Origin of the sequence: Bradyrhizobium sp. BRP23 (assembly GCF_020194135.1) — a bacterium.
In the GTDB taxonomy this organism is placed as follows: domain Bacteria; phylum Pseudomonadota; class Alphaproteobacteria; order Rhizobiales; family Xanthobacteraceae; genus Bradyrhizobium; species Bradyrhizobium yuanmingense.
The window spans coordinates 512163-525701 of the sequence record NZ_JADYVW010000005.1; the positions used below are offsets into that span (position 1 = coordinate 512163).

At 65.3% G+C, this 13539-nt stretch carries 12 protein-coding genes; 9 read left to right on the forward strand and 3 right to left on the reverse strand.

Annotation, left to right across the window (positions count from 1 at the left end; translation table 11 throughout):
• The first annotated feature begins 286 nt into the window (after window positions 1-286).
• From I6F24_RS17380 to I6F24_RS17395, 4 genes are all read left to right on the forward strand, one after another.
• A complete protein-coding gene (locus tag I6F24_RS17380) occupies window positions 287-1543 on the forward strand; it encodes a GTP cyclohydrolase II (protein WP_036028644.1) in 1257 nt (418 codons plus the stop codon).
• Between the two features lie 5 nt (window positions 1544-1548).
• Window positions 1549-2787, forward strand: a complete 1239-nt coding sequence (locus I6F24_RS17385; protein WP_225134813.1) for a URC4/urg3 family protein — start codon at window positions 1549-1551, stop codon at window positions 2785-2787.
• 167 nt (window positions 2788-2954) lie between these two features.
• Entirely contained in the window at window positions 2955-3584 is a 630-nt protein-coding gene (upp, locus tag I6F24_RS17390; RefSeq protein WP_036009715.1) for a uracil phosphoribosyltransferase, read from the forward strand.
• Window positions 3585-3652: 68 nt separating this feature from the next.
• On the forward strand, window positions 3653-3865 hold the full coding sequence (locus I6F24_RS17395; RefSeq protein WP_225148013.1) for a hypothetical protein: 213 nt from the start codon (window positions 3653-3655) through the stop codon (window positions 3863-3865).
• 18 nt (window positions 3866-3883) lie between these two features.
• Here the strand turns inward: I6F24_RS17395 and I6F24_RS17400 are convergent, their stop codons facing one another.
• Together I6F24_RS17400 and I6F24_RS17405 are read right to left on the reverse strand one after the other, a co-directional pair.
• Window positions 3884-4993: a M48 family metallopeptidase gene (locus I6F24_RS17400; RefSeq protein ID WP_036028635.1), complete on the reverse strand. Its 1110-nt coding sequence runs from the start codon at window positions 4991-4993 to the stop codon at window positions 3884-3886.
• 3 nt (window positions 4994-4996) lie between these two features.
• Window positions 4997-6142 carry a DUF898 family protein gene (locus tag I6F24_RS17405; protein ID WP_193374982.1) on the reverse strand — a complete coding sequence of 382 codons (1146 nt, stop codon included), beginning with the start codon at window positions 6140-6142 and terminating at the stop codon, window positions 4997-4999.
• A 309-nt stretch (window positions 6143-6451) separates the two neighbouring features.
• Here I6F24_RS17405 and I6F24_RS17410 point away from each other — a divergent pair, with 309 nt between their 5' ends.
• Together I6F24_RS17410 and I6F24_RS17415 are read left to right on the forward strand one after the other, a co-directional pair.
• Entirely contained in the window at window positions 6452-7717 is a 1266-nt protein-coding gene (locus I6F24_RS17410; RefSeq protein ID WP_225151125.1) for a cytochrome P450, read from the forward strand.
• A 24-nt stretch (window positions 7718-7741) separates the two neighbouring features.
• Window positions 7742-9016: a cytochrome P450 gene (locus I6F24_RS17415; RefSeq protein ID WP_225151127.1), complete on the forward strand. Its 1275-nt coding sequence runs from the start codon at window positions 7742-7744 to the stop codon at window positions 9014-9016.
• 230 nt (window positions 9017-9246) lie between these two features.
• Here the strand turns inward: I6F24_RS17415 and I6F24_RS17420 are convergent, their stop codons facing one another.
• Window positions 9247-10167 carry a LysR substrate-binding domain-containing protein gene (locus tag I6F24_RS17420; RefSeq protein ID WP_225151129.1) on the reverse strand — a complete coding sequence of 307 codons (921 nt, stop codon included), beginning with the start codon at window positions 10165-10167 and terminating at the stop codon, window positions 9247-9249.
• Between the two features lie 126 nt (window positions 10168-10293).
• Between I6F24_RS17420 and I6F24_RS17425 the strand changes: the two genes are divergently transcribed.
• From I6F24_RS17425 to I6F24_RS17435, 3 genes are read left to right on the forward strand one after another with little or no spacing between them, the layout of a single operon-like run.
• Complete coding sequence (locus I6F24_RS17425; RefSeq protein ID WP_036028627.1) at window positions 10294-11463, forward strand: acyl-CoA dehydrogenase family protein; 1170 nt, start codon at window positions 10294-10296, stop codon at window positions 11461-11463.
• 10 nt (window positions 11464-11473) lie between these two features.
• Window positions 11474-12574, forward strand: coding sequence for a CaiB/BaiF CoA-transferase family protein (locus I6F24_RS17430; RefSeq protein ID WP_036028624.1), 1101 nt, complete (start codon window positions 11474-11476; stop codon window positions 12572-12574).
• 15 nt (window positions 12575-12589) lie between these two features.
• Window positions 12590-13441, forward strand: a complete 852-nt coding sequence (locus tag I6F24_RS17435; protein WP_074447725.1) for a MaoC family dehydratase N-terminal domain-containing protein — start codon at window positions 12590-12592, stop codon at window positions 13439-13441.
• The last annotated feature ends 98 nt before the right edge of the window (window positions 13442-13539 follow it).

Below are 13539 nucleotides of genomic sequence, written 5' to 3' on the forward strand. Positions count from 1 at the left end.
GCAACACCTTGAAAACACGAAAAATGGAACTATTTCAATTCCTTAAACTGGCCTCGCAGGCCGAGTGGCAAGCGCGATGGGCGCGCTGGCATCGGATGCGACGGCCCGACGGCCCTCTCGATGACGGGAATTTGGCCCCGAACGGCCCCTGCGCCCTGCCACGATTAACTTGTCTGTCGTCGCCGGCCGCTACAATATGTTGGATTGAGCTTGCGCCGCCGGTTCGGCGTCGCAAGTGAGCAGGCCCGTCCGAGCGGCGGGCCGTTGGCTTTTTGGGAGCCTGGACATGAGCCGTGCCAACCGTACCGACCACATCCGCCTGACCTCCCATCCGGAGCCGGGCCGGAAGGCCGCCTTTCCCATCCATTGGGGCGCCGCTGATGCGCGCGCGCGCGGGCCGATCATCGGTACGGTGTCGCGCGCCGGGGATCGCAACGTGATCGGCAGCCATGGCGGGTCCTACGCGATGTACCGCGCGCTCGCGGTCTCCGCCGGGGCGCTGGACCCGATCAGGCGTCCTGACCTCACCAATACCTTTCCGGCCGCCACCATCGGTCCGTTCGAGCAATGGACCGATCCCACAAAAATCGTCGCGCTCGATCCCTGGGGGCACCTGGTCGCCGAGAATTTTCGCCAGGAGATCGCCGAGGGCGCGGACATCCGCCCGAGCATCGCGGTGACGCGGGCGCGGCTCGACCTGCCGGAGATTCGCGATGCGCTCGCCGCAAAGCGGCTGCGCGCCGATGGCGAGGTCGTGCACGCCAGTGGCAGCGTATCGGTGGTGAAGATCGCGATCGATCCGGTGTGGTACCTGCCGGGCCTTGCGGCGCGCTTCGGCACCGGCGAGACCGAGCTGCGGCGCACGCTGTTCGAGCAGACCGCCGGCATGTTCCCGGAGCTGGTGACGCGCCCGGACATGAAGGTGTTCCTGCCGCCGATCGGCGGCACCACGGTCTACCTGTTCGGCGACGTGACGAAACTGCCGGACCATCGCACCAGGATCACCTGCCGCGTGCATGACGAGTGCAACGGATCCGATGTGTTCGGCTCCGACATCTGCACCTGCCGGCCCTATCTGATCCACGGCATCGAGGAATCCGCGCGCGGCGCGCAGGAGGGCGGGCTCGGGCTCGTCGTCTACAACCGCAAAGAAGGCCGCGCGCTCGGCGAGGTCACCAAATTCCTGGTCTACAATGCGCGCAAGCGGCAGGAGGACGGCGATGCGGCCGCCGCTTATTTCGAGCGCACCGAGTGCGTGGCTGGCGTCCAGGACGCGCGCTTCCAGCAATTGATGCCGGATACGATCCATTGGCTCGGCCTCAAGCGCATCGACCGCTTCCTGTCGATGAGCGACATGAAATACGACGCGTTGACCTCGCAAGGCATCGACATCGTCGAGCGTGTGCCGATCCCGCTGGAGCTGATTCCCGCCGACGCCCATGTCGAGATCGCCGCCAAGAAGGCCGCGGGCTACTACTCGACCGACATCGCACCGGAAAAGGACGTGAACGGCGTGGTCGGGCGTTCGCTGGAAAAATACTGATCGCGATGGCGGACGCTTTGGAATCGCAGGCACGCGCGCTGCTCACCGCAAAGGCGGTGCGCGCGCGCGCCGGGCAGATGCTCGAGCTCGGCCTTGCCGGCGGGCTCACCCATTTCACGGTCGATCTCGACCGCATCGATGGCGTTGCCGATGCCGTGCTCGCGGTGACCCGTAAAGCCTATCCGACGCTTGACATTCCCTTCCATGCGCGCTGGCGGCACTTCGTGCTCGGCGGCGTCGACCGCTGGGCCCGGCTTGCCGATGCTGCGTCCTGGCCGGATCGCGCGGCGCAAGCGCGCGCCGAGTTCGACCTCGCCATCGTCAGCGTGCTGCTCGATGCCGGCGCCGGCGCAGCTTGGCGCTATCGCGACAGCGTGACGGGAGCAGACGTAGGGCGATCGGAAGGGCTCGCGATCGCGAGCCTCGACATGTTCGCGAGCGGGCTGTTTTCGCGCGATGCGCGTGCGCCGTTCAGGGCCGATGCGGAGGTGCTTGAAAGACTGCCTCTTGGCTCACTCACCTCCGCCTTTCAGGTGACCGAGGCCAATCCGCTGCTCGGCCTGGAGGGACGCACCGACCTGCTGCGGCGTCTGGGCAGGCAGGTCTCGGAGCGTGCGGACGTGTTCGGCTTGCACGATACGCCGCGGCCGGGCGGGCTGTTCGATCATATCGCAGCGCATGCGATCGGCGGCGCCGTCGCTGCGCCCGCGATCCTGTCCGCGGTGCTGAACCGGCTCGGGCCGATCTGGCCGTCGCGACTTGAGCTTGCGGGCGTGCCGCTCGGCGATTGCTGGCGACATCCGGCGATCAAGGCGGACGACGGCACGGCAGGCCTCGTGCCGCTGCACAAGCTGTCGCAATGGCTGAGCTATTCGCTGATCGAGCCGCTGCAGCGCGCCGGCTTTGAGGTGACCGACATCGATGGCCTGACCGGGCTCGCCGAATACCGCAACGGCGGTCTGTTCGTCGATCATGACGTGCTGCGCCTGCGCGATGCCGCCGATGCCGCGCGTGCGCATGAAGTGGATTCGCTGCTCGTCGTGGAGTGGCGCGCGCTGACAATTGCATTGCTCGACAGGTTGGCGGAGCGCATTCGCGCCAAGCTCGGCCGCACCCCTCGGACCTTGCCGCTTGCGAGCATCCTCGAAGGCGGCACGTGGGCGGCGGGCCGCGCCATCGCATTTGCACGCCGTCCCGATGGATCGCCGCCGCTCAAGGTGATCAGCGACGGCACGGTGTTTTAAACCCTCTCCCCTAGTGGGAGAGGGTGGCTTCGCGAAGCGAGGCCGGGTGAGGGGTTGTCGCCGCGGGCACATCTCTCAGTTGGAGTTCGCGGAGAGATACCCCTCATCCGGCGCTTCGCGCCACCTTCTCCCACAAGGGGAGAAGGGAAAAGCAAGAGCATCTCATCATGGAAGGCGTCACGATCGTCGATCATCCGCTGGTGCAGCACAAGCTGACGCTGGTGCGGGACAAGTCCATCTCGACCAAGTCGTTCCGCGAGCTGATCAAGGAGATCGGCATGCTGCTGTGCTACGAGGTGACGCGCGACCTGCCGCTCACCGACACCGTGATCGAGACGCCGCTGGCGACGATGCACTCGGCCAAGATCGCCGGCAAGAAGCTGGTATTCGTGCCGATGCTGCGCGCCGGCACCACCTTCGTCGACGGCATGATGGATCTGGTGCCGACCGCGCGCGTCGCCCATATCGGGCTCTACCGCGAGCCGCACAGCTTTGCCGCGGTGGAGTATTTCTTCAAATCGCCGTCTGACCTCAGCGAGCGCCTCGCCATCGTGGTGACGCCGGTGGTCGCCACCGCCAACACCGCCGTCGCCGCCATCGACCGGCTGAAGGAGCGCGGCGCCAGGGACATCCGCCTCGCCTGCCTGATCGCCGCCCCGGAGGGGCTCGAACGGCTGCGCGGATTGCATCCGGACGTGCCGATCTGGACGGCCGCCGTGGATGAAGGGCTCGACGACAACGGGTTCATCCTGCCTGGCCTCGGCGATGCCGGCGACCGCGCCTACGGAACGCGGTAAGTGCTGGGCGCGTTTTAGGAACAGCTTCCACCGCGCGAGGTTCTCCTGCTTTGCGATGGAGAGCAACGATGACCTATCAGAATGACGACCGCAGGGCCGACAGAGCGCGCCGCAACAGCCCGGTCGGCTGGGCGGTCGGCGCGATCTTCGTGATCGCCGTGGTCGCGGCCGTCTTCTTCTACAATGGTCGCGAGTTCGGTCCCCAGACCACGACCTCGAATCCGAACACGGCGCCGAACGTCACCACCGGATCGAATCCACCTGCTGCGCCGGCGAAGTGATGCGCTAGGAGCGGGCCGTCACACCTTCCCGCTGCCGCAAATGCCCTTCAGTGCCTGCCACTCCTTGTCGGTCAGCAGCGGCGGGCCGCTGGCGGGCCGGTCCTCCTTCGTCATGCGCGCGAGGCGGTCCTCGGTCAGCGGATGGCTGGCGAGGATATTCGTCAGGCCGGAGCCGCCCTCTTTGCCGGTGATGCGGAACATCAGCTGGGCCGCGGGCTTCGGCGACCGGCCGAGCGCATGCATGATCTCGATCGCGAAAGTGTCGGCGCCGGTCTCGGCTTCGCGCGAATAGGACGCTTCGACCAGGCTGCGCGAGGCGAAGATCACGGCCGAGGAGCCGGTGATGTCGCCGAACAAGAGGCCGATCAGGAACGAGGTGCCGCCGTTGTAGATCAGGCCGCGCATGTTGTCGTAATGCTTGAGATGGCCGAGCTCGTGGGCGAGGATGCCGGCGAGCTCGTCGGGACTTTCGGCCTTGTCGAGCAGGCCCTTCAGCACGAACACCTTGCCGCCGGGCAGCGCGAAGGCATTCGGTATCGAGCTCGGCAGCACGCCGGCCGTCATTGAGTCGTCGAGGCCGGCCGCATCGCGCAGGCGGTTGACGAGCTTCGTGAACGCGGCCTTGCCCGCGGGGTCTTCGCACACGCCGCGGCCGAAGATGGTTTTCATCTGCACTTCGGCGGCGTCGCCGATGCGCCGTTCCACGGGCTTCGGCACCAGCGGCGCGAGCCGGTCGGCGGCGAGCGGCACGCCGAACAGGACGACGCAGACGATGGAGACGGCGGCGGCAACCGACCAGCCCACGATTTTCGCGACGCCGCTGCGCGTCGTCCGGTGCTCGTCGAGGCGCGTGCAGCGCGCGGCTACGTCCGCGGCGAGCACGGCATCGCGGATCTCCAGCCGCGCCAGAGGCGGTGCAGACGTCGCAGCCAGGCGCAGGATTCCGGGGGGACTGTCGGCGCGGCGAACGTCGGCATAGGCCCAGCGAACAGGCGTTGCGCCGTCCTCGGCGATCTCGAGCGCATCACTGAGCGTCAGCGTCACCTGCCGTCTGCGGCTCGACACGCCGTCGAAGAAGATGGTCGGACTCTCCGACTGCGCCGGGGTCTCGGCAAACACGTCACTCACAGCTCAGAATCCCGCGACATCGAGCCCGTCGGCAAAGCCTTCGCCGAGCGCGCCGGCAAGCTGACCGCTGCCGCGCACGTCCGCCGCGGCCCAGATGTTGTGCACCTCGACGGTCTCCAGCACCTTGGCCCAAAGATCGCGTTGAAGATAGACCCGCATGACGATGTTGATGGCAAGAGCGAGCGCGAAATAGCCGATCACCATCATCGCCACCATCGGGATGCTCTTCGTCGCATTGTCGCCGGCGAAGATCTCCTCGGCGGAAACGCCTGTGAGCGAGACGACCAGGAAGGCGCTGCCGCCCATATAGGCTGCGAACGCGACCGTGAGCAGCATCCACCAGCCGATCACTTTCCAATACAGGCCGTAGAAGGCATCATGAGGCAATTCCGAGGACAGGCTGACGCCACCGATGCGGATGCCATCGAGCCACCAGCGCCATTCGCGCGCCTTGAACTCGGCATAGAAGAACGGTGCGAGCGGGAAGATGATCAGCGCGATCGGGCTGAGCAGCCAGAGCCACCAGCCGCGCTTGAAGAAGGTCCAGCCGTCGGCGTCGAAATCGCCGCGGAGATCGCCGTAATGGGTGTGCCGCATCTTGTAGCGTTCGAGCGCCGCCGCGCGCCAGGGCAGCGCGAGACCGAGCGTCAGGAGCACCAGCAAGCCCCATAGCATGGCGCGAAACGCGTAAGCCCAGCCGGAGCCGTCCATCCAGAAGCGGACGCCGCGCCAGACCGTGCGGGTCAGGCGGTAGCGCCGCGCGCGAAAAATCGCGAACTGGCCGAAGGCGTAGAAGGCGATGAATAGCGGCGTCGAGGCAAAGGCCTGCCAGCGCTCGAACTCGATGCCAATGAGAAAATAGGCGAGATAGATCGGCACCAGGATCGCGAGCGCGAACAGGAAGCCGACCAGGAGCTCCTTGGCCCGTCCGGTGTATTCGGCCGCATCGCCATCGATCGCGGTGTGCGTCCACAGATGACGGCGGATGTCGGTGACGAGCCAGAACCGGTAGAAGCCGAAGGTCACGAGCTCGAGCATGGCACCCTTGGTGACCATTTTGCGGAACTCGGAGCGGCTGCCGGAGAAATCGACCCGCGTCGCCGGCAGCGGCGGGGGCAAGGGTTCGGACCCGATCGGGGTCCATTGCATGTCGTTCACGGCGGCAACCTCGGGATGCGGATCTGTTCCGGCCAAACTATAGATCAGAGATTAGTCGATCCCCAAGATGAGCGGGTTCGATTTAGCTCGATTCCAGCGGGTTTCTCGCACGATTCTCTGTCGTTCGGCGTGCGGGAGGTCACGTTCTCGTGGCGCCGTGACGATCGTGCAACGCGCTCGTGAAGGCTGGATGAGGCAAAACTCTCCCTTGCCCCGGCGCAGACAACCGGCTGTAATTGCAAATCAAATACCGCAGCGCAGAATTCAACGACGCGCGGTTCATATTCAGGGAGAACGGTCATGCATGGGACCATCGAAAGCGCGGCCAAGCTCGACGCCTTGCGCGAGCGCGCGATGTCGCTGCCGCTGGAGCAGTTCGATCCCGGCGACCCCGAATTGTTCAGGACCGATACGTTCTGGCCCTATTTCGACCGGCTGCGCCGCGAGGATCCCGTGCATTACTGCAAGGACTCGATGTTCGGGCCGTACTGGTCGGTGACGCGCTACAATGACATCATGGAGATCGAGACCAACCATGCGGTGTTCTCCTCGGCCTCCGCGCTCGGCGGCATCACCATCCGCGACATCGATCCGGATCTACGCCGTGAGAGCTTCATTTCGATGGACCCGCCGCGCCATGCCGCCCAGCGCAAGACCGTGGCGCCGATGTTCACGCCGACGCATCTGGACAATCTCGCCATCAACATCCGCAAGCGCTCGGCCGAGTGCCTGGACAACCTTCCCCGCGGCGAGGTGTTCGACTGGGTCGACCGCGTCTCGATCGAGCTCACCACGCAGATGCTTGCGGTGCTGTTCGATTTCCCCTGGGAGGATCGCCGCAAGCTGACGCGCTGGTCCGACGTCGCCACCACGATTCCCGGGCCTGACGGCCTGGTCGCGACCGAGGACGAGCGGCAGGCCGAGCTGACGGAATGTGCGGCCTATTTCTCGAAGCTGTGGAAGCAGCGCATCGAACAGCCGCCGAAGAGCGACCTATTGTCGATGATGGCGCATGGCACTGCTACGCGCGACATGGATGCGAAGAACTTCCTCGGCAATCTTATCCTCCTGATCGTCGGCGGCAACGACACCACGCGCAACACCATGTCGGGCTCGCTTCTCGCGCTGAGCCAGCATCCGGAGCAATATCGCAAGCTGCGCGAGAACCCTGACCTGCTCGACAGTTTCGTGCCGGAGGTGATCCGCTGGCAGACGCCGCTCGCGCATATGCGCCGCACGGCGCTGTCCGACTTCGAGTTCCGCGGCAAGCAGATCAAGAAGGGTGACAAGGTCGTGATGTGGTACGTCTCGGGCAACCGCGATGAGGAGGCGATCGACAGGCCCTACGAGTTCATCATTGATCGCGCCCGCCCGCGCACGCACCTGTCCTTCGGCTTCGGCATCCATCGCTGCGTCGGCCTGCGGCTCGCCGAGCTCCAGCTCAAGATTATTTGGGAGGAAATTCTCAAGCGGTTCGACCATATTGATGTGGTCGGCGAACCCACTCGGGTCTATTCGAGTTTTGTAAAGGGTATCGAAACGCTGCCGGTGAAGATTGCTGCGTGAGTCGAACGCAACGGAGCCACGATCATGAACATCCAAGCGCCGGTTAAAGTGGACAAGGCCGAACGCATGCGGAAGGCGCGCGAGGAGGCCTATGCGACGCCGTTGTCGCAATTCCACCCCGGCGCGCCCCGGCTGTTCCAGGACGACACGCTGTGGCCCTGGTTCGAGCGGCTGCGTAAGGAAGAGCCGGTGCATTACTGCACCAATGCGCCGATCGAGCCGTATTGGTCGGTGGTGAAGTACAACGACATCATGCATGTCGACACCAATCACGGCATCTTCTCCTCGGATTCCAAGCTCGGCGGCATCTCGATCCGCGACGTGCCGGAAGGCTACGACTATCCGAGCTTCATCGCGATGGACCAGCCCCGGCATTCGGCGCAGCGCAAGACGGTGTCGCCGATGTTCACGCCGACACACCTGGACGAGCTGGCAAAGCTGATCCGCCAGCGCTCGCAGACCGTGCTGGACAATCTGCCGCGCAACGAGACGTTCAACTTCGTCGAGCGCGTCTCCATCGAGCTGACCACGCAGATGCTGGCGACCCTGTTCGACTTCCCCTGGGAGGAGCGGCGCAAGTTGACGCGCTGGTCCGACGTTTCCACCGCGCTGCCCAAGAGCGGCATCGTCGCCAGCGCCGAAGAGCGCCGCCGCGAGATGGACGAGTGCTACGCCTACATGTCCAAGCTCTGGAACGAGCGTGTCAACTCCGCGCCGCGCAACGACCTGTTGTCGCTGATGGCCCACAACGAGGCCACGCGCCACATGGACCCCGACAACCTCATGGGCAACATCATCCTGCTCATCGTCGGCGGCAACGACACCACGCGCAACACCATGACCGGCTCGGTGCTGGCGCTGAACGAGAACCCGGAGCAATACGGCAAGCTGCGCGCCAATCCGGAGCTGATCGATTCCATGGTGCCGGAGGTGATCCGCTGGCAGACGCCGCTGGCGCATATGCGTCGCACCGCGCTTGCCGATACCGAGATCGGCGGCAAGCACATCAGGAAGGGCGACCGGGTCGTGATGTGGTACGTCTCCGGCAATCGCGACGAGGAGATGTTCGACAAGCCGAACGAGTTCATCATCGACCGCCCCCGCCCGCGCACGCACCTCTCCTTCGGCTTCGGCATCCACCGCTGCGTCGGCATGCGCCTCGCCGAGCTGCAGCTCAAGATCGTCTGGGAGGAGATGCTGAAGCGCTTCGACCGCATCGAGGTGGTCGGCGAGCCCAAGCGGATCTATTCGAGCTTCATCAAGGGATATGAGACGCTGCCGGTGCGGATTCCGGGCTGAGCTCTCTCCTACCGTCATTGCGAGGAGCGAAGCGACGAAGCAATCCAGACTGTCACCGCGGAGGGATTTCTGGATTGCTTCGCTGCGCTCGCAATGACGGGGTCCTGGACACACCTGCTCGTCACGCCCGCACCGGCAGGCACGGCACTCCCCAGCTATAAAATTCCGGCATGACAGCTCGCGCCAGATGCGAAGGCACGACCGCGCGCGGCTGTTCTACCACACGCCATCTAACTCAGCTTGATGTCCCACACGCCGTCCTTGCGGCAGGCGGCGACCTCCTCGCGCAGCAGCGCGGTGATGGCGAGCGAGGCCGTCGAGGCCGGGCGGTCGATTGGAGAGGCAAAAATGAGCTCGCGCGTCATCGGCTTGGATACCGGTGCGGTTTCCAGCCGCCCGTCCGCGACCTCGCCGTGGACAGAGGACGGCGGCAGCAGCGCGAAGCCGAGGCCCTCCTCGACCAGGCTCGTCAGCACGCGGAAGGAGTCCGCTTCCAGCTGGACGTCGAGCTTGATCTTGCGCTGGGCCGCAGCGTGCTCGATCAGCGCCCGAAGGCCGTGGGAATGAGAGGGCAGCACCAGCCGTTGCCGCAGCAGCCAGCCGATGTCGACGCTCTTCTTGCGCGCCAAGCCGCAGCCGCGCGGACCGACCGCGACGATGTTGTCGCGCCCCAGGCTCTGCACGTTGAGATGCAGGTCGGCCGAGCGGCCGTAGAGGATGGCGAGATCCATCTCGCCGCGATGCAGCCATTCGACCAGATGCCCGCTGTAGCTCTCGACGATGCGCAGCGAGATGCCGGGAAATTTTTCGACACAGCGCCGTGCAAAGCGCGCCGACAGCACGCAGCTCACGGTCGGAACCAGGCCGAGCACGACCTGGCCGGACGGCGGCCCCTTGGCCGACTGGATGTCGTCGCGGATCTGGTCGATCTGCCGCACGATGCCGGAGGTGCGTGCGAGCAGCAGGCGGCCGGCCTCGGTCAGCACCATGCCGCGGCCGTTGCGCGTGAAGAGTTCGGTGCGCAGCTCGTGTTCCAGGAGCTTGATCTGCCTGGAGAGCGCCGGCTGCGCCACGCGCAAGGTGTCGGAGGCCTTGGACAGGCTGCCGAGCTCCGCCACGCAACTGAAGGTCCTGAGCTGCCGGAAATCCATGCTTGCCAATCCTGGAAGGCTACTCCATACGCTATAACAAATGAGCATAGGGGGCGGGCATTGTTTTCACAACGCCCGTGGGTTGGCCGGCGTTATCTTTAACTGCCGCTGAGAATTGGAAACGCCATGAGTCAAGAACACCACGCCGAAGATTACGCCGACATCCGCGAGGCCGTAGCCAAGCTCTGCGCGCAGTTCCCCGGCGAATATTGGCGCAAGCTAGACCGCGAGATGGCCTACCCCAAGGCGTTCGTCGATGCGCTGACCGAGGCCGGCTATCTCTCGGTGCTGATCCCCGAGGAATATGGCGGCGCGGGCCTGAAGCTGTCGGCGGCCGCGGCGATCCTGGAAGAGATCCAGCGCGCGGGCTGCAACGGCGGCGGCTGCCATGCCCAGATGTACACGATGGGCACGGTGCTCAGGCACGGCAATGCCGAGCAGAAGGCAAAATACCTGCCGAAAATCGCGAGCGGCGAGTTGCGCCTGCAGGCGTTCGGCGTCACCGAGCCGACCAGCGGCACCGACACCTCCTCGCTGAAGACGTTCGCGCGCAAGGACGGCAACGACAGCTACATCGTCAACGGCCAGAAGATCTGGACCAGCCGCGCCGAGCATTCCGATCTGATGGTGCTGCTGGCGCGCACCACCCCGAAGGACCAGGTCAAGAAGCGCACCGACGGCCTGTCGGTGTTCATCGTCGACATGCGCGAGGCCAAGAACAACGGCCTCGAGATCCGCCCGATCCGCACCATGATGAACCACGCCACCACCGAAGTGTTCTTCACCGACATGAGGGTGCCGGCGGAGAACCTGATCGGCGAGGAAGGCAAGGGCTTTCGCTACATCCTCTCCGGCATGAATGCCGAGCGCATCCTGATCGCGGCCGAATGCGTCGGCGACGCAAAGTGGTTCATCGCGAAGGCGACGAACTACGCCAAGGAGCGCGCCGTGTTCGGCCGGCCGATCGGCCAGAATCAAGGCATCCAGTTTCCGATCGCCAAGGCCTACGCCTCGATGCGCGCGGCCGAACTGATGGTGAAGGAAGCCACGCGCAAATACGAGGCCGGGCTCGATTGCGGCGCGGAGGCCAACATGGCCAAGATGCTGGCGGCGGATGCGTCCTGGGAAGCGGCGAATGCCTGCATCCAGACCCATGGCGGGTTCGGCTTTGCCGAGGAATACGACGTCGAGCGCAAGTTCCGCGAGACGCGGCTCTACCAGGTGGCGCCGATCTCGACCAACCTCGTGCTGTCCTTCGTCGCCGAGCACGTGCTCGGCATGCCGCGCTCGTACTGAGGTTGCGGCCATGGGAGCATTGGACGGGATCAGGGTGATTGCGGTCGAGCAGGCGGTGGCGGCGCCGTTCTGCTCCTCGCGCCTGGCGGATGCCGGCGCGGAGGTGATCAAGATCGAGCGGCCCGAGGGCGATTTCGCCCGCGGCTATGACGCGGCGGCCAAGGGCCAGAGCAGCTATTTCGTCTGGCTCAATCGCGGCAAGCAATCGGCGGTGGTCGATCTCACCACGAAGGAAGGCCGCGCCGAGCTGGAGAAGCTGATCGCGAGTGCCGACGTGCTGATCCAGAACCTGAAACCCGGCTCGATGGACAAGCTCGGCTTCTCGCGCGAGCGGCTCTTGAAGGACTATCCCAAGCTGATCTCGTGCACCATCACCGGCTATGGTGACGAAGGTCCCTATGCTCATCGCAAGGCCTATGATCTGCTGATCCAGGCCGAGAGCGGCCTCGCCTCGATCACCGGCAATCCCGACGGCGCCTCGCGCGTCGGCATGTCGATCGTGGACGTCGCGACCGGCGCCACCGCGCATGCCGCAATCCTGGAGGCACTGATCGCGCGCGGGCGCACCGGCAAGGGCGCCGACATCCGCATCTCCATGTTCGACGTGATGGCGGACTGGTGCACCGTGCCGCTGCTCAACGCCGAAGCCGGCAATCCGCCCAAGCGCATGGGCCTGCGCCATCCCTCGATCGCGCCTTACGGCGTGTTCACCTCCAAGGACGGCAAGGACATCCTGATCTCGATCCAGAGCGAACGCGAGTGGAAGACGCTGTGCGCGAAGGTGCTGGATCAGCCGGACCTGCCGGCCGATCCCCGCGTCGCCAACATGGTCGAGCGCGTGCGCAACCGCGACTTCACCGACGCGACGGTGGCCGACATCTTCGGCAGGATGACGCGCGACGAGCTGTTGAAGCGGCTGTCGGACGCGGACATCGCATTCGCCGAGGTCAACACCATGGCCGACCTCGCCAACCATCCGCATCTGCGTCGTATCGAGGTCGACACGCCGAACGGCCGCGTCAGCTATCCCGCGCCGGCGCCGATCATCGTCGGCGAGACGCGCAGCTACGGCGCCGTGCCCGCGATCGGCGAGCGTCCCCAGTCCAAATAAAGAGAGCGAGGCGTCATGACCGAGAAGCTCGACATCGATCATCTCAGGCAATGGATCGGCCGCAGCCAGGAGGCCACCGACATCGTCACCGCGCAGCTTGTGAAGGGCCTGCGCGCGACATTGTTCCAGGAGGTCGGCGAGCCCAAGACGGGCGATGCTGCGCCGTTCACGGTGCATTGGTGCCTGGCGCAGCCGGTGTTCCCGATGTCGATGCTCGGGCCCGACGGCCACCCGACCCGCGGCGGCTTCCTGCCGCCGGTGCCGCTGCCGCGCCGGATGTGGGCCGGCGGCGAGATCGAGTTCTTGCAGCCCTTGCGCGTCGGCGATGAATCGACGCGGACTTCGCGCATTGCCGACGTGCAGGTGAAATCAGGATCGACCGGCACGCTGTGCTTCGTCTCGGTCGAGCATAGCATCTCCTCGCCGAGGGGCACGGCGATCCGCGAGCGGCAGGACATCGTCTATCGCGAGATGACCGGCGGCGCGCCGGCTGGCGGCAAGGCGTCGCCTCCGCCGCCGCAGGCGCAGCATCGCGAAACGCATGTGTCCGATCCCGTGCTGCTGTTCCGCTACTCCGCGCTGACCTTCAACGGCCACCGCATCCATTACGACCGCGACTACGTCACTGAGGTCGAGGGCTATCCGGGCCTGATCTTCCACGGTCCACTACAGGCAGCGCTGATCGTCGAGATGGCGGCCAAGCTTCGTGGCGGCAAGGCGCCGAAGAAGTTTTCGTATCGCGGCGTGCAGCCGCTATTCGAAGGCACGGAGTTCTCGGTCAACGCCAACGAGACTGAGGCGGGCATGGAGCTGTGGACCGCGAACGCGGAGGGGCAGCCGACGATGAAGGGCACGGCGGTGTGGTGAGCCACCACTGTTTCTTCCCGTCATTGCGAGCGTAGCGAAGCAATCCAGAATCCCTCCGCGGAGATAATCTGGATTGCTTCGTCGCTTCGCTCCTCGCA